This window comes from Reichenbachiella agarivorans, assembly GCF_025502585.1.
Lineage (GTDB): Bacteria > Bacteroidota > Bacteroidia > Cytophagales > Cyclobacteriaceae > Reichenbachiella > Reichenbachiella agarivorans.
This window is the reverse complement of sequence record NZ_CP106679.1, coordinates 2,356,212-2,374,419: the sequence shown is the minus strand read 5'-3', so window position 1 is coordinate 2,374,419 and position 18,208 is coordinate 2,356,212. Positions and strand designations below refer to the sequence as shown.

17 protein-coding genes are annotated in these 18,208 nt (G+C 40.7%); 5 read left to right on the top strand and 12 right to left on the bottom strand.

Features of this window, described 5'->3' with window-relative positions:
- Positions 1-92 precede the first annotated feature (92 nt).
- The 6 genes from N6H18_RS09870 to N6H18_RS09845 all read right to left on the bottom strand — a co-directional run bounded on the left by N6H18_RS09870 (position 93) and on the right by N6H18_RS09845 (position 7,099).
- A protein-coding gene (locus N6H18_RS09870; RefSeq protein ID WP_262308022.1) for an IS3 family transposase occupies positions 93-1,237 on the bottom strand; the annotation gives its coding sequence in 2 pieces (ribosomal slippage) (positions 93-976 and positions 976-1,237; 1,146 coding nt in all).
- Positions 1,238-2,535: 1,298 nt separating this feature from the next.
- Entirely contained in the window at positions 2,536-2,832 is a 297-nt protein-coding gene (locus N6H18_RS09865) for a hypothetical protein (RefSeq protein ID WP_262308107.1), read from the bottom strand.
- A 169-nt stretch (positions 2,833-3,001) separates the two neighbouring features.
- Complete coding sequence (locus N6H18_RS09860) at positions 3,002-3,124, bottom strand: hypothetical protein (protein WP_262308106.1); 123 nt, start codon at positions 3,122-3,124, stop codon at positions 3,002-3,004.
- Between the two features lie 202 nt (positions 3,125-3,326).
- Positions 3,327-6,104, bottom strand: coding sequence for a bifunctional aconitate hydratase 2/2-methylisocitrate dehydratase (locus N6H18_RS09855; protein ID WP_262308105.1), 2,778 nt, complete (start codon positions 6,102-6,104; stop codon positions 3,327-3,329).
- Positions 6,105-6,563: 459 nt separating this feature from the next.
- Positions 6,564-6,911, bottom strand: coding sequence for a hypothetical protein (locus tag N6H18_RS09850; RefSeq protein WP_262308104.1), 348 nt, complete (start codon positions 6,909-6,911; stop codon positions 6,564-6,566).
- Positions 6,884-7,099: a hypothetical protein gene (locus N6H18_RS09845; RefSeq protein ID WP_262308103.1), complete on the bottom strand. Its 216-nt coding sequence runs from the start codon at positions 7,097-7,099 to the stop codon at positions 6,884-6,886. Before N6H18_RS09845 ends, N6H18_RS09850 begins: the two co-directional genes overlap by 28 nt.
- Positions 7,100-7,220: 121 nt before the next feature.
- Here N6H18_RS09845 and N6H18_RS09840 point away from each other — a divergent pair, with 121 nt between their 5' ends.
- Positions 7,221-7,877: a hypothetical protein gene (locus N6H18_RS09840; protein WP_262308102.1), complete on the top strand. Its 657-nt coding sequence runs from the start codon at positions 7,221-7,223 to the stop codon at positions 7,875-7,877.
- A gap of 189 nt (positions 7,878-8,066) precedes the next feature.
- Positions 8,067-8,600 carry a hypothetical protein gene (locus N6H18_RS09835; protein WP_262308101.1) on the top strand — a complete coding sequence of 178 codons (534 nt, stop codon included), beginning with the start codon at positions 8,067-8,069 and terminating at the stop codon, positions 8,598-8,600.
- 56 nt (positions 8,601-8,656) lie between these two features.
- On the opposite strand, the gene ychF is transcribed toward N6H18_RS09835, so the two are convergent.
- From ychF to N6H18_RS09820, 3 genes are all read right to left on the bottom strand, one after another.
- Positions 8,657-9,754 (bottom strand): redox-regulated ATPase YchF, encoded by a 1,098-nt coding sequence (gene ychF / locus N6H18_RS09830; RefSeq protein ID WP_262308100.1) that lies wholly within the window; start codon positions 9,752-9,754, stop codon positions 8,657-8,659.
- Between the two features lie 8 nt (positions 9,755-9,762).
- On the bottom strand, positions 9,763-10,857 hold the full coding sequence (locus N6H18_RS09825; RefSeq protein WP_262308099.1) for an AI-2E family transporter: 1,095 nt from the start codon (positions 10,855-10,857) through the stop codon (positions 9,763-9,765).
- A gap of 61 nt (positions 10,858-10,918) precedes the next feature.
- A complete protein-coding gene (locus N6H18_RS09820; RefSeq protein ID WP_262308098.1) occupies positions 10,919-11,278 on the bottom strand; it encodes a PUR family DNA/RNA-binding protein in 360 nt (119 codons plus the stop codon).
- Positions 11,279-11,514: 236 nt separating this feature from the next.
- On the opposite strand from N6H18_RS09820, the gene N6H18_RS09815 reads away from it, so the two are divergent.
- The gene (locus tag N6H18_RS09815; RefSeq protein ID WP_262308097.1) at positions 11,515-12,426 is read left to right on the top strand and encodes a DUF58 domain-containing protein; all 912 of its coding nucleotides are present in this window, start codon (positions 11,515-11,517) and stop codon (positions 12,424-12,426) included.
- A gap of 9 nt (positions 12,427-12,435) precedes the next feature.
- The gene (locus N6H18_RS09810; RefSeq protein WP_262308096.1) at positions 12,436-13,527 is read left to right on the top strand and encodes an AI-2E family transporter; all 1,092 of its coding nucleotides are present in this window, start codon (positions 12,436-12,438) and stop codon (positions 13,525-13,527) included.
- Positions 13,528-13,530: 3 nt separating this feature from the next.
- Here the strand turns inward: N6H18_RS09810 and N6H18_RS09805 are convergent, their stop codons facing one another.
- From N6H18_RS09805 to N6H18_RS09795, 3 genes are read right to left on the bottom strand one after another with little or no spacing between them, the layout of a single operon-like run.
- Positions 13,531-13,998: a nuclear transport factor 2 family protein gene (locus N6H18_RS09805; RefSeq protein ID WP_262308095.1), complete on the bottom strand. Its 468-nt coding sequence runs from the start codon at positions 13,996-13,998 to the stop codon at positions 13,531-13,533.
- Positions 13,995-14,849 carry an SDR family oxidoreductase gene (locus tag N6H18_RS09800; RefSeq protein WP_262308094.1) on the bottom strand — a complete coding sequence of 285 codons (855 nt, stop codon included), beginning with the start codon at positions 14,847-14,849 and terminating at the stop codon, positions 13,995-13,997. The genes N6H18_RS09805 and N6H18_RS09800 overlap by 4 nt, the downstream gene beginning before the upstream one ends.
- Position 14,850: 1 nt before the next feature.
- Positions 14,851-15,594: an RNA methyltransferase gene (locus N6H18_RS09795; RefSeq protein WP_262308093.1), complete on the bottom strand. Its 744-nt coding sequence runs from the start codon at positions 15,592-15,594 to the stop codon at positions 14,851-14,853.
- A 215-nt stretch (positions 15,595-15,809) separates the two neighbouring features.
- Between N6H18_RS09795 and tamL the strand changes: the two genes are divergently transcribed.
- Entirely contained in the window at positions 15,810-18,197 is a 2,388-nt protein-coding gene (tamL, locus tag N6H18_RS09790) for a translocation and assembly module lipoprotein TamL (RefSeq protein ID WP_456102160.1), read from the top strand.
- The last annotated feature ends 11 nt before the right edge of the window (positions 18,198-18,208 follow it).

The window sequence follows — 18,208 nt, the reverse complement described above, 5'->3', positions numbered from 1 at the left end:
AACTTCATCCCCCCACTTCATAGATGAGTACACCTACCAAAAAGGTGAACGAGTTCGCCTCAGAGGCGAGTCAGTTTGTAAGCTTCCCATTTTTAGGACAGCTGTAATTTATAATTATTGTCTAATACTTCAACCTTCAGAGAGTCCAAGAGGGTACCCTCTTGGACTCTCTGAAGGTTTTCTCCGAACATTTTTGGAGTAATCCTACCAAGGCTATCATGCGGGCGATGGTTATTGTAATCTTCCATCCACTTATCTACTTCTTCTCTGGCCTGGTCGATGTGCTCAAATACAAACGCATCAAACACGCCCCGGCGCAGAGAGCCATTGAACCTTTCGATGTAAGCATTCTGCGTGGGCTTGCCTGGTTGGATGTAACAAAACTCAATTTCTTGCGCATAACTCCATGTTTGGGTCATTAAGGCTATGAATTCTGGCCCATTATCCATCCTGATGCGCTTTGGTTTTCCTCTCCTATTGATCAGGTGGTTCAGTACCCAGATCACTCGACTGCTTTTTAGTGAAAAATCTACTTCTATATGCAATGCCTCTCTGTTTGCATCATCCATTACGTTGAAACTTCTGATTTTTCGACCATTTACCAATCTATCCTGCATAAAGTCTATTGACCATGTATGATTAAGGTGATTCGGAGCCTCAAGATGCTGCTTGGACCTAGCGGGGAGACGTTTCTTCTTCTTGACCCTTAAGGATAGCCCCAGAGCTTTGTAAACCCTATATACCCTTTTATGATTCCAATGCTTGCCCTCTAGTCTAAGGCGGCCATAAGCCTTCCAAAAACCTTCTCTGGGAAATTGTGCAGCCTTATCATTCAAAGCCACTTCAATCGGGGTGTCATCCTTTTGGGGTTTATAATACATCACCGACCTAGACACATCCATTACACGGCACGCCCTGTTGATACCGTATTTAGGCAGCTCTTTACTAATCCTACGCTTATCACAGGGCTTTAGAGCTTTTTTTCTATGATCTCTTTGGCCATCTGGTGATCCAATGCCAGCTCAGCATACATACGCTTTAGTTTGGCATTCTCCTCCTCCAGAGCCTTCAAACGCTTCAGGTCTGAGGCTTCCATGCCGCCATACTTCTTGCGCCAATTATATAGCGTGCCTTGGCTTATACCATGATGGCGGCATACCTCTTGTGCCGATTTACCTTGTTCAAATTCCTTGAGAATCTTAACGATTTGCTGGGGACTAAATGTACTCTTCTTCATTTCTACAGTTTAAATCTATTCATTTTTAAACTGTCCTGTTTTTGGGGAAGCTTACAAGTTCAGCAAAAAGGTCCGACGAGTCACCAAAAAGATGAACCAGTTCGCCAAAAAGGTCCGACAGTTCGCCTTTTTGGCGAACTGGTTCATCTTTGAAGTGGGGAGGGGTACTTGTGAAGTGGCTACCCCCACTTCGGTAGTGGGGTACAGTGCGAATCATGTGTTCTCCATGCGGGTGTATAATCTGATAAACGAGGGAATCTAACCATTGAGCAAATTCTAAAATCCTGTAAATTCTGATTCTGACGAATAATTGTCTGAATCAGAATTTTCTTAATTTGAGAATGTACAGAATGTGTCGGTAGGTGGTGACTTGGTATCGGAGATGAAGTTGGCGATAGGTCAGTTAGGGATTTGATAGGCTGATCCTGTGGGTAGGTCAGTGCCATGAAAGCAAGTTTGAAAAGTCGGCTTACAAAGCCTATGATAGCAGGTTCGACTTTACAAAAGTCGAACAGCGGGGTATAGTAGAGGCATGAACTACAAAGCGGAGAACAATTCAATCTTACTATTCACAGCCATAATATAGCTTTCTAGAAAGAACAACATTATTATCCCTTATAAGATTCAAAATTAAACTCCCCGATTCTTTAAATAAACTATCCCCAACTTCTAAACTTGAATAAAAATCTGTGTACTCAAAAACAAAAATATAAGACTTTTTCACCTCATCTTTCTGAAGATAAATTACGGTCTTTGAATAATGATTGGTTGAGTCAATAAATTTATCAGCAATTCTAAAATTAATAGACTTCTCAAAAACCTCCTTTGTATAATCACATCGATGATTATTCATTAACCAATCACATGAACTAAATACTATAATTACCAACATCAAAAACAAATTCTTTGTACTTCTCATACTTAAATATCTAATATTCTTACCCCAGTTCCCGCCATGCTTTGCATGGTAGCGCTATTCCTTACTTGAAACTTACCCATAAAAATCAACCCCCCCTGGTCGTAGCGTCCGCTAAGACCCATCCATCAGAAGAGCATCCGCTCGATTACAAATAGCTGATATCTAGCTCGCCGATTTCCCCACCTAGGTGTAGTTTGTAACTACACCTTTCATATCATTTCTTCTGCTGCAAAACAAGTATAGTCTCTTTGATGAAAAACGCATTTGCACATGTCCGCCGCAGGAGGGAAATGCTACTTTCTGCCTCCCAATGATAAGAAGGCGTAGTGAATACTACGCCTAGTGATTTTCTATTCTACGCTCAAATGGGGCACTACTCCTAGTGGATTCTTGACTTGTCCACCATTGAATCACTTGGCATATACTTTGAAATAGCATCAAATAATTCAATTATATCAGTATCAGAATCAAAAAAAGCTTCATGTTGTAATAATTTGAGTTTACCATGTTCATATATTTCCCAATAGCCCTTACTTTTAAATTCGGGATAAAAAACAATCACTAAATCAATCTTCCTGCAATTAATTTGTTTCATTGTACTATTTTGATAGTACTTAATTTCAATAAATTCCTCTCCTATTCTTATAGATTGTATATAACTTTTAGCACGCTTCATAGCTCCAAATATCCTTGGTGTCAACACAATTATTGGAATTAGTATTTTGAATATACTAGATATAAGACTATCTGACAGTGTCCACAATATAACTTCAAGAATTATAGTATAAATTATAAATAAAAGTATCAAGTCTATAAATCTACTTATGTGATTGCTTTTATTATATTTATTTGTCCAGTTCATCTTCTATCTTTGATTTCAACAATTCTAGTTCTAGAATGGCGTCTTCTGCTTCTGATTTAGTTGTGTATAGCCCAATTAAATTGTCAATAATATCAATTGATTCCATTCATTTAAAACTTGCTGGAATACTTTTATATGGAATATCAAGTAAGACTAATTCCTCCACAAATTCCCCCAATCGTCCTGGTCTGTGACGAGGATGCACTGGTTCTAAGTTTGTAACTTAGTTATTCTATCAAAACACACCAAAACAAAAAAGACCGCCCGAATCGAGCAGTCTCTTTATTATTGTTTCGTGAATCCGCGAATTAGTTGGCCAATAGCTTGTGCGAAGGCTTGAACTTGGTCAAGTTGATGCCTTGTACTGCTGCTTCGTATTCTGCCAAATTAGGCGTACGGCCCAGCACGGTTGATAGCACTACCACGGGTGTAGAAGACAGCAATGATTCTCCTTTTTTCTCCGTAGAATCCTTCACCACTCGTCCTTGGAATAGTCGCGTAGAAGTCGCCATCACGGTATCACCTGGCTCTGCCTTTTCTTGGTTGCCCATGCAGAGGTTACAGCCCGGACGCTCTAGGTACAGCATTTTTTCGTATTTGGTACGCGCTGCGCCTTTCGGTGCATTGTCGTCAAACTCGAAACCTGAGTATTTTTGCAATACTTCCCAGTCGCCTTCCGCTTTCAATTCGTCTACGATGTTGTAAGTAGGAGGCGCTACCACCAAAGGCGCTTTGAACTCAACTTTTCCTTGCTGCGACTCAATGTTTTTCAACATTTGCGCCAAAATCTTCATGTCCCCTTTGTGAACCATACAAGATCCGATGAATCCTAGATCTACCTTTTTGTCTCCACCGTAGTATGACAGTGGTCGGATGGTATCGTGGGTATAGCGCTTAGACACATCCGCGTTGTTGACATCTGGATCGGCGATCATTGGCTCGATGATTTCATTCAAATCAACCACTACATCTGCAAAATATTTTGCATTGGCATCAGGCGTCAATGCTGGTTTCTCACCCGATCTGATCTCCTTGATTCTCTTGTTTGCTTTGTCGATCAATCCTTGAAGAACAGCCCCCTTGTTGTCCATTCCTTTGTCGATCATGATTTGGATTCTAGACTTGGCAATCTCCAATGACTCGATCAAAGTCTCATCCTCCGAAATACAGATAGAAGCTTTGGCTTTCATCTCTGCCGTCCAATCCGTGAAGGTAAATGCCTGATCAGCAGTCAAGGTCCCGAGATGCACCTCGATCACTCTGCCTTGGAATACGTTCTCTCCACCGAATTGCTTCAACATTTGCTGTTGAGTCGCATGTACCACATCGCGGAAGTCCATGTAGCTCTTCATCTCCCCTTTGAAGGTCACTTTCACTGACTGTGGGATGGGCATAGTCGCCTCCCCCGTAGCCAAGGCCAAAGCAACTGTCCCTGAATCTGCACCAAAGGCAACGCCCTTTGACATACGTGTGTGTGAGTCACCACCAATGATAATGTCCCAATCACTGACTGTGATGTCATTCAACACTTTGTGAATCACGTCTGTCATGGCTGGGTACACGTCTTTCGGGTCACGCGCTGTGATCAAACCGAAATCGTTCATAAATTTCATCAATCTCGGGATGTTGGCCTTAGACTTATTGTCCCAAACTGAGGCCGTATGACAACCTGATTGGTAAGCGCCATCCACAATCGGTGAAATGGTGGTAGCTGCCATCGCTTCTAATTCCTGAGAAGTCATCAAACCTGTGGTATCCTGAGAACCTACGATGTTGACCTCTACACGTACATCAGAACCCGCATGCAAAATCTTACCTGGTGTAGTTCCAACCGCGTTTTTGTTGAATATCTTCTCTACTGCTGTCAAACCTTGTCCTTCCACAGAGATTTCTTTGGACGGAGCAAAAACCGTAGGCGCTTCAATGCCTAAAGTTTTAGCAGCAACAGTTTGTAGTTTCTTACCAAATACGATGGCGTAAGAGCCACCCGCTTTGATAAACTCCACTTTTTGAGGGGTCAACGAAGCTGAAATATCAATCACTTCTTTGCCGTCTTTGTATAATTTTTTGTCTTTCGTATTGATTGTAAAGACCGTACCTGTTTGTACAGAATACGCCTGCTCCAATACTGGCTCCCCGTTGGCATCTACTACGACATTGCCTGCTGCATCTGTCTTTTTGACCCAGTTTTTCAAATCAATCCCGATACCGCCAGTTACGCCCACAGTCGTCAAGAAAATCGGAGAAACGCCGTTAGTACCTGCAATGACCGGAGCAATATTGATAAAGGGAACATAAGGACTCGCCTGAACACCTGTCCATAAAGCGACGTTGTTGACGCCTGACATTCTGGAAGAACCCACGCCCATGGTGCCTTTTTCAGCGATGAGCATGACACGTTTGTCAGGGTGCTGTGCTTTTAGCGCAGCAAGCTCTTTTTGCTTTTCTTTGTTGTGTTCGAAGATGCACTGACCGTGCAACTCACGATCAGATCGAGAGTGTGCATCTGCACCTGGAGATAGCAAATCCGTAGAAATATCTCCCTCACCTGCGATGAAAGTGACGATGTCTATTTTCTCTTCTACTTCTGGTAGTTGGGTAAAGAACTCAGCTTTCGCATAGCTCTCCAACAGTTCTTTGGCGATTGCATTTCCTGCTTTGAAAGCGTCCTCCAAACGTCCCATGTCCGCATCGTATAGGAACACCTGCGTCTTGAGTACCTCAGCAGCTTGTTTGGCAATAGCTGCATCACTGCCGAGTGCCAGATCGAGCAACACCTCAATCGACGGCCCACCTTTCATGTGAGACAATTGCTCAAATGCAAAAGCTGGGGTGATTTCAGCCACCTCCGATTCACCTAGAATAATCTCCTTCAGGAATTCTGCCTTTACACTAGCAGCACTTGTGGTACCAGGAATAGTGTTGTAAATAAAGAATTGAAGAGAGTCCTCTCTGTATGGATTCCCTGAATCTTTGATTTGCGCAATAATTTCACTGAGCAATTCTGCTCCTTCAATTGGTTTCGGATGAAGTCCTTGAACTTTTCGTTCTTCGATCTCCTTGATGTAATCGTTGTAAGTGTTCATATATTGATGTCTTATCAATGTTAAAAGCAGGAATGCTTTTTCTATTTACCTGCAAAAAATTAAACAATACCCCTTGGCTGTTACTTCTTGATATGGCTCCATTCTCCAGATGAGAACAGTGTGTATTCAGCATATCGAGATCAAATGCCAAAACGTATGTGATTTACGTTTATTAATTTACCTTCAAAAATGGGTTGTCAGTTGTCTAATTAAGGGACGCAAAACTAAAAAAATATCAAGGCATTTGATTCCAAATACCTACAAATAACTACGTAGAACAAATTCAAATATTGAAATTAGAACGATTCCAAATAGTTCGGCAATATTGTAAAGTGCAATTGTAACAAATATGCTTCAATTTAAGAGAGTGTTCGTACACGATCAATTTATAATTTGATTGATTTTAATGCGCTTGGGTTTGGATTTTAACATTCTGAACAAGCTAGTTGCAATTTACCTTTAATGATGATCGCTTATTCTTTGGGGGTGCATTTTGGTAGGGAAGAAGTCAGTGATATAAACTATGGATTCTTCTTCATTGATGTAATATATGATCTTGACTTCAAAATGCTTGGCTTCCTTGTATAGGATGAATCTGAAATCTTCCTTGGCCTCTGAAAGATATTTTTCACGTCTGCCACGAGCTGGTTTGTGGGATAATGTACCTGCCCTATCTATAATATTTTTATCTATCTCGGCAGCTCGATCAAAAGTAAAGTTATCGTAGAGATAAAGTAGAACAGTCTCTTGGTAGCGGATGATGGCTGGTTTGGCAATTACTATTTTGTATAATTGTCCTTCGCCCATTTTAGATTCTCTTGTCTAAACTCCTCTATGGACATTACATCTCCTTCGCTGATAGCTTGACGAGACTCTTCTGCTCTGGTTTCCATTTCTACCTGAGTGAGCAATTGATCCATTCGTTGCAAGGTAGACGTATTATGCATCCGCATCAATCGCTCAATAAGACCTAGTTTCAGTGTTTCTACATTCATAGTATCTTGTTCTAATAAGACCTTGTGTAAAGGTAATGATTTCATTTCGCTTTCGGTTAAAAACCAGAAAAGTGATATGACTGGATTCCCTGCTCACTAAATTAATAGAAGTGTAGAGAAGATGTTATTTTTGGATAAAAGTATCTACAACTCCAATATAGGTATGGATCAAGTGATCAAATGTGAAAAAACAAAAGGTGGAGACATCCGCGTGGAAACCATGTATTTGGATGATCAGTACTTCTATATCAGTAAACGTAAATTGAAAAAAAACATTGATTTCGTTGAGGCATACAAGGATCCCGAAAAGTACATTTCTATTATAAGGCTATATCATAAGGATATCCTGTCCATACGCCTGTTTGGTCTGGACATGGAAGTAAAAGGCTACTCCAAACAGGACAACAAAGATTATTCCATTCATACTAAGATAGCTAAGGACTCCTTGTTAGATTTCATCCAGTCAATCACATCTAAGGCTAATTACAAGTTCGTTACTAAAGAAAAAATAAATCATAACAAGGTAGCAGAAAAGTTGATTGGGGTAATCTTGTTCTCTGTTATAGCTATCTTGGTGTACACAGGGTTCGAGTTTGACGACTCCTCTTCAGGTGGTGGCAAAGAGAGGTTGTTTACATGGATAATATCTATGCTAATCGAACAGTTCGGAAGATCAATGATATTCTTTTTGTCTCTGCTAGGAATACTTTACTTCGCTGAAAAAACCGTTGCAGCAATCAAAAAACGAGAAACTGAACTGAAAGCATACCCATTGTGATCTAATGATGTTGAGTTAGATTAAAACCCTACAATAATTGGTGCTACTTTCCAAAGTGGGGTATTCGTACACGATCAATTTGTGATTTGATTGATTATTCATCCCTTGACAGAAAAATTGCACTTTAAAAAAGGTCTCCAGTAAAGCAATAAGCTGTCATTACCTCCCGTTATCTTAGCAAACATTAGAATGAAAAACAGCATTTTATCTCTTACCATTTTCTCAATCCTACTCATTGCTTGTGATAAACTGGACAAACTGACTCAGTTTAACATGAAGTACACGGAATCAGTAACCATACAGTCTTCCACTATCATAGGAATTCCCATCAGTCTCAATACACCCAGTATTGAATCTAATTCTGAATCAACTTTTGCAGGCAATAACACCAAAAAAGAATTGATTGAGGAGATAAGGTTGGATCAAATGGATTTGACTGTCACTTCACCCGCTGATGGTACATTCAGCTTTCTGGAATCTGCCACCTTGTATATTTCAGCAGATGGGTTGGACGAAATCGAAATTGCCTATCTAGAAGAAGTGCCAGAAGACGCTGGTTCATCAATAAGTTTAGACGTAACTGGTGTTGATCTCAAAGAGTATTTGCTTCAAGATAGCTTCCAATTAAGAATGAAATCCAGTACTGACGAAACCATAGCATCAGATCATCAAATAGAAATCTATTCGGTATTTTTTGTGGATGCTAAGATTCTAGGACAGTAAAACAAAAAAGCGCAAGAGATTCTCCTGCGCCTTTTCAATTTCGTTTCAGTTTGTCCTTAGACGTTGAATCTAAAGTGCATTACATCGCCATCTTGTACGACATATTCTTTGCCTTCGATAGACAGCTTACCTGCGTCCTTGCAGCCATTTTCAGACCCATATTTTTGATAATCCGGGATTTTAATCACTTCTGCCTTGATAAAACCTTTCTCAAAATCAGTATGAATCACGCCTGCTGCTTGTGGTGCCTTCCATCCTTTTTTGATAGTCCAGGCACGTACCTCTGTTACCCCTGCAGTGAAATATGTGATCAAATCTAGCAGTTCATAAGCCGCTCTAATCAGCTTATCCAGCCCTGATTCTTTCAACCCATATTCTCCTAGGAACATCTCCTTTTCTTCCAAGTCTTCTAGTTCGGCGATCTGAGATTCGATGGCCGCACTGACCATCACTACTTGTGCATTCTCATCTGCAACAGCAGCCTTGAGTGCCTCCACATGGGAGTTGCCTGTCAAAATCGCGCTTTCTTCCACATTGGCGGCATAGATCACTGGCTTGACAGTGAGTAGTTGCATATCACTGATGGCAGCTTTTCGTTCCTCAGTCAATTCCAACTCACGGGCATTTTTGCCAGACTCCAACAGTGCTTTGTATTCCTGCAAAACTGCTATCAGGTTTTTCACTTTCGCATCGCCTGATTTTGCCAACTTTATGTTTTTATCAATTTTCTTGTCGACAGATTCCAAGTCTTTGATCTGCAATTCCGTATCAATTACTTCTTTGTCAGACACAGGGTTGACCACTCCATCTACGTGGACGATGTTGTCATCATTGAAGCATCTGATTACATGGACAATGGCATCTACTTCGCGGATATTGGCAAGGAATTTATTTCCAAGTCCTTCTCCTTTGCTGGCGCCTTTGACCAATCCAGCAATATCTACGAATTCTATCACGGTAGGGAGTACCTTCTGTGGATTGACCAAATCAGAAAGGATTTTGAGTCGCTCATCTGGCACTGTGATGACCCCTACGTTTGGCTCGATAGTACAAAAAGGAAAGTTAGCTGCCTCGGCTTTAGCATTCGATAGCGCATTGAAAAGAGTAGACTTGCCAACATTTGGTAGCCCTACGATCCCACATTTCAACCCCATTTATTTTATTATTTTGATACTTGAAAAACTTGATAACTGTTGAATCCATCCCTGATCTCCATCACCGAAACACGAAGAATCGTGTAAACTGGAATGGCTGCAATCATACCCGGAATCCCTGCTAAACTAGCGGCCGCAAAGATAACAACAAATATCTCTAAAGGATGTGCTTTGACGCTTTTAGAAAATATCATGGGCTGCAGGATCACATTGTCAGTGACCTGCACTACTGCAAATACCGAGAGGATCTTGATGATGAGTATCAAATTTTCGTGATCCAAGGTAAAATGTCCTCCCGTAGAGATTCCTACCAAAATCCCAAAAGACGCTCCTAGTATTGGCCCTAAATATGGAATCAGATTGGCCAATGCAGCAAATACAGCAATAGTCAATGCATAGTTGACCCCAAAAATGGAAAGACCAATCCCTGCAATCGAGAATATCGCCAACATTTGCAACAACAAACCTATCAGGTAGTTGGACAACAAATGCTCTATTTTGTAAATCGCAGAAATAAACAACTCAAAATATTGGTTGGGAATTACCGAGATCATGAGACGACTGATGATGCCATTTTCTAACAAGAGAAAAAAGGTAATAAATGCCAAAGCCATCAATGTCACAAAAACTCCTCCTGTAAGTGTGACAAGGTTATTCAAGATGTTCTTGAATTTGATATTCTTCAGTACCTCAAGCGTAGAAGATTCTATAGTCTCTGTCAAACTATGATCCTCAATACTGATGAGATTGTATTCGATTAGGAAGTTTTCGGTAGCTACAATGGGGGTAGACAGATGTGTATATACCTCAGTAAAACTGATGCTGGAGATGACATTGATCTGCTCGATAATCAAGGGAATAAATAAGAGCATAAACAATGCTACTACACCCAAAATCGTGCAGAATGAAACCAAAATTGCTACTACTCTGGGAATCTTCACCCGAAAAATATAAGTACGGCTGATAAAATTGGTCAAAGGTCTCAGGATGGTCGCTAGGACTATTGAAACGCAGACATACATGAATATATCCGAAAAAATCCAAGCTCCAAATACAAATGTAACTGTAATGAGCAGGATGGTCAGCAAGGTACGATTGATCATAATCAAAAATAAAAAAAGCTCTTGGTGGTATCCAAGAGCTTTACAATTTCTTTAGGTGAATTTAATCCCATTTAAGGTCTGAATCTGCGCTTGAAACGATAATTGTATCTTCTTTTTCATCATCTTCCTCATCCTCTCTGTCAAATGAATCAAAATCCACATCTGGCATCAATTCGTCCTTGACATACCCCACAGTTTCATTCAATGCCTTTACGAACTTGTTAAAATCCTCCTTGTACAAGAAAATTTTATGCTTTTCGTAGAAGAATCCATCGTCTTTGTACCGTCTCTTGCTCTCTGTAATCGTCAAGTAATAATCATTAGACCTAGTTGCCTTGACATCAAAAAAGTAGGTTCTTTTCCCCGCTCGTACTCTCTCTGAGAATATCTCAGTTCTTTCGTTGTCTTTATTCTCTTCCACTTTCCAGTTTGTTTTGGTTCCCGACAAGTCGGCTTTATCGTTGAGTTAGCTTTTGTAAAACATTCAATATAAAGGAAATTATTTTAGAAATCCAAATAGCGAACCATAATCTAAAGTGATATGCAAAGTGTTCAATAAATAGTGTCAAAAACAGCCCTATTTGCAACAAATCAAATATTTCTACGCACCTTAGTAGCAAGTTTGTAAATTTTAACCGAACGAAAATAACGACAGTTTTGAAGTTAGACTTAGACATCAACTCCATCAAGGAATCTGCCAACATAGAACTCCTCGCTAAGCAAATGGTGGAGGGTTTTATCACAGGCTTGCATAAATCCCCCTACCATGGTTTCTCTGTAGAATTTGCAGAGCACAGCCTCTACAACTACGGTGACAGTACCAAAAACATCGACTGGAAGGTCTATGCTAAAACAGACAGACTCTACACCAAAAAATTTGAGGAAGAAACTAACCTTAGATGCCACATCGTATTGGATACTTCTTCCTCAATGTATTATCCTGAAACCACCTTGGGCAAGATCAAGTTTGCCACGCTGGCGAGTGCATCACTGTCGTATCTACTACACAAACAACGGGATGCTGTGGGGCTTTTCACATTTACTGATCGCATCACCTTCCAATCAGAAGTCAAATCCACCTCTGGACATGTTCATAATTTATTCACTCACTTTCAAAAACTCTTTGACGAGAAACCCGAACTGCAGACTACAGGAGTGACGCAGGTACTACATGAAATAGCAGACAAAATACCACGCCGATCACTGGTGATCGTACTGTCCGATATGTTCCATAATCAGGAAAATGCAGATGAAGTATTCTCAGCTCTGCAACATCTCAAACATAACAAACATGAAGTGCTGATATTCCATATTCATGATAGTCAAACTGAGTTGGACTTTGAGTTTGATGATCGTCCATATAAGTTTCAAGATTTGGAAAGTGGTGAAATTGTCAAACTGACTCCTTCGGAAGTCCGGTCTCAATATCATGGACAGATGAAGTCACACCTCGACGAGCTTACTTTAAAGTGTGCACAATTGAAGATAGATTTCATTCCCTGTGGCATACAAAATGGATTCGATACTGTACTTTCATCTTATTTAGTCAAAAGATCAAAAATGCGTTAACCTTTAAAGATGAAAACTGAACTTAACAACTCGTTGGCAAATGCAGTAAATTGGATTATTTTATCTGTGGCTACTATAGCCACTTTGATCTATTTCAACAATTTTCTCAAGGCGCTGGCTATTGCAGTATTGATTTGGTATTTGATCAAAAAATTGCGTGACTTGATTGCTTTGGTCAAGTTGGGCAACTTCAAATTCCCCAAATGGTTGATTACAATCACTAGTGCAGTAATTGTTTTCTTGGTCATATTTCTAATTATTAAGATTATTTCCTCCAATTTCCAAAAACTAGCTGAAGACATGGATTCGTACAAAGGAAACATCAGCTTAGCACTCAAAAATTTAGAACAACTATTAGAAATAGATGACATAGAGACCTCATTCTCGGGGCTTTTCGATGAACACCAGCAAGAGGTTCTCGTTTTTGCAGGCTCCTTTGCAGGCGTCATAGGTAAATCCCTGATGGTTGTAATTTACGTGATTTTCATGCTGATGGAGGAAAGTTTGTTCAACCACAAATTCAATAAAATATTGGCCACCACAACTCAAGGGAAAAACATCGAAAAAATAGGAACCGCTATCACCCTGCTGTTTGACAATTATCTCTCAGTTAAAATATTTACTAGTTTTTTGACAGGCCTCTTGAGTTATGTGATTTTATTATTGCTGGGTGTAGAGTTGGCCGCACTTTGGGCCTTTCTGATCTTCCTCTTTAATTTTATTCCTATGATCGGGTCTGTAGTTGCCACTGCTTTTCCTGCCTTATTTGCTTTGGTTCAAAATGGATCCACGAATACCTTCTTTTTGGTATTGGCACTGGTAGGAGCAGTCCAAATATTGGTGGCCAATCTGGTAGAACCACGGATCATGGGAGATCGTCTCAACATCAGTCCACTAGTAGTACTTCTGGGACTCACATTATGGGGATTTATTTGGGGCGTAGCAGGCATGCTACTCTCAGTACCTATCACAGCAGCGCTTATCATCGTATTCGGTCAATTTGAAAACACTAAGCCCATTGCCATACTTCTAACCAAAAATGGGGAAATCGGAATAGTAGGCAAAGAGAAGAATACACAGGATGTGACTAGGGGATCATGAAATTTATGACTTGGTCATAAATTTATCCAAGTTCCCTCTTGCTTGTGTCCTGAGTTTGTTTTGGAAGTAAGGAGTCCATCCTAGTGAATAACCAATAGGTCCAAATGCCATTCTCGTCCATTTGTAGAGATCAAAATGGTCGTGATGAGAAACAATGAGACCATCTTTGAAACGAAACTGGGCACTTATCTTGTTTTGCACTTTTCTCCCTGTTTTGGAAAACGAATAGACTGCAATCCAGTTGACACTGCCCTGCTGAGCATTAGAATCCACCTTGTCAAAATAAATTTTCAAGTCTGAGCCTGCCTTGATGAGCATCTTCCACATGGCGCAGGTTTCTTCATAATTGAGTGGGCCAAAAACAGGATCCTGAAAAACCAGTTCCTTGTGGTAACATTCTGTCATCCTCTTGTAATCTTTGGAAGAAAACGCGTGGTAAAATTTTTCGATTAAAGCGTCGTGTTGACTCATGGCTTCATTTTTAATACTTTGTAAAGGATTTTATCTAAAGATCTGTCTGAGACTAACATTCGAGCCATGGTATATCTCAAAAACTTCTTCCTCATAATGACTTCAAAAGTCTTGTATTTTTTCTTTCTAAATGCTTTGAAAAGTTTCTCCACAAATCGCTCCACAGGCATAGCGCCTTCCGCTTGTTTGAGAGACAATTTATGAAAAATCATCAATGATTTCCCATAGACAGTTTGTCGTACCAAAGCATTAGGCTCTACTATTTTGTCCCAAATGGGTGTTTTGATTGGGCCAGGATTAAAAACTATCACGTCTATTCCATAGATCATCAATTCTCTCCTCAACCCCTCAGACAATGCATCCACTGCTGCTTTGGAACTACCATAAGGCGTCATAAAAGGCATGCCGCTGCTGCTGGCTACTGAGCTAATATTAATTATTTTCCCCGGGGCATGAGGGCACTTATCTCTTGCACCTAACAATGGCAAAAACGCATTCGTCACAGCGATCAGACCAAAGAAATTCACTTCGAACTGCTGACGAAACTCGTCCGTGGACAAGCACTGCACAGGCCCTGTAATAGCCAGTCCAGAATTGTTGACCAACAATTGCAGGCCTTCTCCTCCAATTGTACTCATCAAAAGGTCCGCTGTGGCATGAATGGCTCCCTCATCTGTCACATCAAAAATCAAGGGATGAAAATTGACTCCAAAATCCTCTACCAACCGATCAGCATCTGCCTGACGTCTGACACTACCGTACACTTGATAGCCCTCTCGAACAAACTTTTGTGCAGCGAAATAGCCTATCCCAGTAGAAACACCTGTAATCAATACATTGCCTTGGCTCATGTCATTTTTGTTTCAATACCCTCCTAAAGTTATCACAAAATACCGCAGTAGATACGGCCACATTCAAAGATTCTGCGGCACCATAGGCGGGGATTGTTACTTCACGGTCTAGTTGGGTGATCAATTCAGGTGCTATGCCAGTGGATTCGTTACCAAACAATAGCAATGCTGGCTCTTGAAATTCCGTCTCATGGATGTCACTACCCTGTAAGGTCGCTCCATAAGAATGACTCACCTTTCCAATGATAGCCGTCAAATCCATGTAGATCACTTGTACCCTGGTAAAAGAACCCATGGTCGCTGAGATCACTTTGGGATTGTAACAATCGACCGAATCTGGAGAACAAACAATCGTCTCAAAACCGTACCAGTCTGCTATACGAATGATGGTACCAAGATTTCCTGGATCTTTGACTCTGTCAAAACCCAATATCGATTGACTGTAATCCAAAGGTTTGCTTGCGGGAATCTGTGCAATGGCTATCACTGCATTGTTATTGGTAAAAACCCCAACTTTATTCAGTTCCCTTTCGGTCACCAGCTCTAATGCAAATCGAGGGTTTGCCAATTCATGACGGTGTGTATTGACAAAAACATCCGTTGCGAACACCTTGTCAATGATCAAATCAGACTGGATCAACTCTAGCACATTCTTTGCTCCTTCTACAATGAATCTGTTTTCGAGTTTTCTAAATTTTTTTAATTGTAATGATTTGATGAATTTTGATTCTCTGATTGATATCATTCAAATAATGGCTTGTTGGCAGATCGTTTCCTTTGATTAGATTCCGTCTTAAAAGTAATTGTAATCAAGTTCAAACTTACATATATTATTGATGATAGCATACAGGACATACGATTACACCCAATACCTACTCACACATAGCAGCTACTAGTATTTCGTCCCATAAGAATCATATCGCCACACGCGGCTTTCAGAGTATCGCATTGGTATTGCTGGTGGCATTCTTGCTGTCTGCCTGTATGGGTCGACGGTACCTCAAAGGAGATCAGAAACTGCTGGTGGATCAAAAACTGCAAGGAGCCCAAAAATTGGACAAAGAAGCCATCCAAAACTTGTATGCCAATAAACCCAATGAAAAAATTCTTTTCCTCACTTGGTCTCCTTATGTAGATCTCTACCAGTTGGGCAAAAAATCATACGACACAAGCAAATACGAACAAAAAAAGAGAAAGCTGAATTTAAAATACAGTCCAAAAATTCAGAAAGCCGTTGCTGCAAATAAGACTAAGAAAGAGAAGAAACTAAGAGAAAAACTCGGCAAAAAAATAGACAAACAAAACATCAATATCAAAGAAGGAAACCTCGGCATGCGCCTAGGGGAGCCCCTCGCCATATACGACACTGCCAAAGAAAACGAAACCGTCAGAAAAATCAAACAATACCTACATTCTAAGGGGTATTTCAATGCAGAAGTCTCGTATGAAGATGAGGAAACTTTCAAACTAGTCACCTCGACATACACCATCGACAGAAAACAACCCTACGTCATTGACTCTATATTCTATGTGATTCAAGACAGTGTCATCAGCAAGATATTGTTCAATCAAATAGACGAGTCATTGATTATAAAGGGAGATAACTATGAGCAAGAGAACCTCACTAAAGAGCGTGATCGCATCAACCTACTCATGCTGGACAATGGTTACTACAATTTCCTCCGCAGTTATGTCCATTTTAAAGTCGATTCATCCTCACTTGGAGACAAAAAAGTGGCGATCGGGGTACAAATTGAAAACCCAACCGGACTGGATGCACACAAGATATTTAGAATAGATTCGGTGATTTTTACAACAGATTCTGATGTCAACAACATCACCCAACCTCGCTCCTTCAACGAATACAAGGATGTCACCTATCGCTTTCACCACAGACGATACCACGAAAAAATACTGGATTGGAGATTGTTTTTATATCCCGATAGTGTGTACAGTCGATCCAACACTCTGGAGACACAAAAACAGCTATCCAACATGGATATCTTCAAATTCATCAATGTCAACTATGACACAACAGGAGGCAAGTTTATCGCCAATGTATTCACTAGTAGACTCAAAAAATACCAGACATCCACTGAGACAGGACTCAGCGTAAGCCAAGGTCTGCCAGGCCCCTTTTTTAATGCCTCGATCAAGAACAGAAATACTTTTAAAGGATTGGAAATCACAGAACTAAGTGGAAGAATTGGATTTGAAGGTCTTACAGGTGCGACAGAGACCGATAAACCTTATTCAAGTTTGGACTATGGCGCCAACCTATCCTTTACTTTCCCTCAATTCATTATTCCTGCAGGAGACAAAATCAAATCCAAACTGGGTCGATACAACCCGAAAACCAGAGTTGCCTTTGGTCTCAATTATAACTCAAGACTAGAATATTTGAGAAACAATATCAACGCCACTTGGTCCTACACTTGGCAGAATTACGAAAAACGAATCAGCCATATTCTCAACCTATCTGAAATCAATTACATCAATTCGGACATCACCGATGACTACAGAGATTTTTTGGAAGATTTGGAAGCACAGGGCAACAACCTGATTCGATCATTTAGCCCATCATTTGTGAGCAGCACATCATATACGGCCACCCACAACATCAATGAGTATGGCAACAAGAAAAGCACTTCCTCTTACCTCCGGTACAAAATCGAAACAGGTGGCAACTTTATCAAATCAGTCGGTCGCACGGCATTCAATGATAGTGATAGTATCCAATACTTCAAATTCGCCAAATTCAATGTAGACTTTAGACGCACCACTCCTCTCAACTCTGTCATCACCATAGCCTACCGTATCAATACGGGGTTGGCTGTCCCATACGGCGACAACAAAACCCTGCCCTACGAAAAATTCTATTTTGCGGGAGGCAGCAACAGCATACGTGCATGGGAGCCTCGTCGATTAGGACCTGGGTCATTCCTACCTGTCAATGCAGAAACTGGCAAATACAACAATAGCTTTGAGCAACCAGGAGAGATACTATTGGAAGCCAGTATGGAGTTCAGGCACAGACTTTTTGGGCCAATTCATGGTGCCATGTTTGTAGATGCGGGCAATGTATGGACGCTATATGACGACCCATCTAGACCAGGGAGCCAGTTTGAGGTCAATGACTTCTACAAGGAAATCGCAATTGGTGCAGGCTATGGTCTGAGGGTTGACTTTTCTTTTCTCATCCTACGACTTGATGCCGCATGGAAGCTAAGCGAGCCAGGTCAAACTAGCCAAACTGACAGCTACGAACACAATACATTTGAAATCCCCGATTATCTTCCTGACTACAAACGTCTGGTCTGGAATCTGGGAATCGGGTACCCATTTTAAAGCGAGCAATG

What these genes read in the sequence shown, in the direction of transcription:
- ychF (WP_262308100.1), bottom strand. Translation starts at nt 9,754, where the DNA reads ATGGGGTTGAAATGTGGGATCGTAGGGCTACCAAATGTTGGCAAGTCT.
- N6H18_RS09810 (WP_262308096.1), top strand. Translation starts at nt 12,436, where the DNA reads ATGAAAACTGAACTTAACAACTCGTTGGCAAATGCAGTAAATTGGATT.
- N6H18_RS09800 (WP_262308094.1), bottom strand. Translation starts at nt 14,849, where the DNA reads ATGAGCCAAGGCAATGTATTGATTACAGGTGTTTCTACTGGGATAGGC.
- N6H18_RS09835 (WP_262308101.1), top strand. Translation starts at nt 8,067, where the DNA reads ATGAAAAACAGCATTTTATCTCTTACCATTTTCTCAATCCTACTCATT.
- N6H18_RS09865 (WP_262308107.1), bottom strand. Translation starts at nt 2,832, where the DNA reads ATGAAGCGTGCTAAAAGTTATATACAATCTATAAGAATAGGAGAGGAA.
- N6H18_RS09840 (WP_262308102.1), top strand. Translation starts at nt 7,221, where the DNA reads ATGTTATTTTTGGATAAAAGTATCTACAACTCCAATATAGGTATGGAT.
- N6H18_RS09795 (WP_262308093.1), bottom strand. Translation starts at nt 15,594, where the DNA reads ATGATATCAATCAGAGAATCAAAATTCATCAAATCATTACAATTAAAA.
- N6H18_RS09860 (WP_262308106.1), bottom strand. Translation starts at nt 3,124, where the DNA reads ATGGAATCAATTGATATTATTGACAATTTAATTGGGCTATACACAACT.
- N6H18_RS09825 (WP_262308099.1), bottom strand. Translation starts at nt 10,857, where the DNA reads ATGATCAATCGTACCTTGCTGACCATCCTGCTCATTACAGTTACATTT.
- N6H18_RS09850 (WP_262308104.1), bottom strand. Translation starts at nt 6,911, where the DNA reads ATGGGCGAAGGACAATTATACAAAATAGTAATTGCCAAACCAGCCATC.
- N6H18_RS09845 (WP_262308103.1), bottom strand. Translation starts at nt 7,099, where the DNA reads ATGAATGTAGAAACACTGAAACTAGGTCTTATTGAGCGATTGATGCGG.
- N6H18_RS09855 (WP_262308105.1), bottom strand. Translation starts at nt 6,104, where the DNA reads ATGAACACTTACAACGATTACATCAAGGAGATCGAAGAACGAAAAGTT.
- N6H18_RS09805 (WP_262308095.1), bottom strand. Translation starts at nt 13,998, where the DNA reads ATGAGTCAACACGACGCTTTAATCGAAAAATTTTACCACGCGTTTTCT.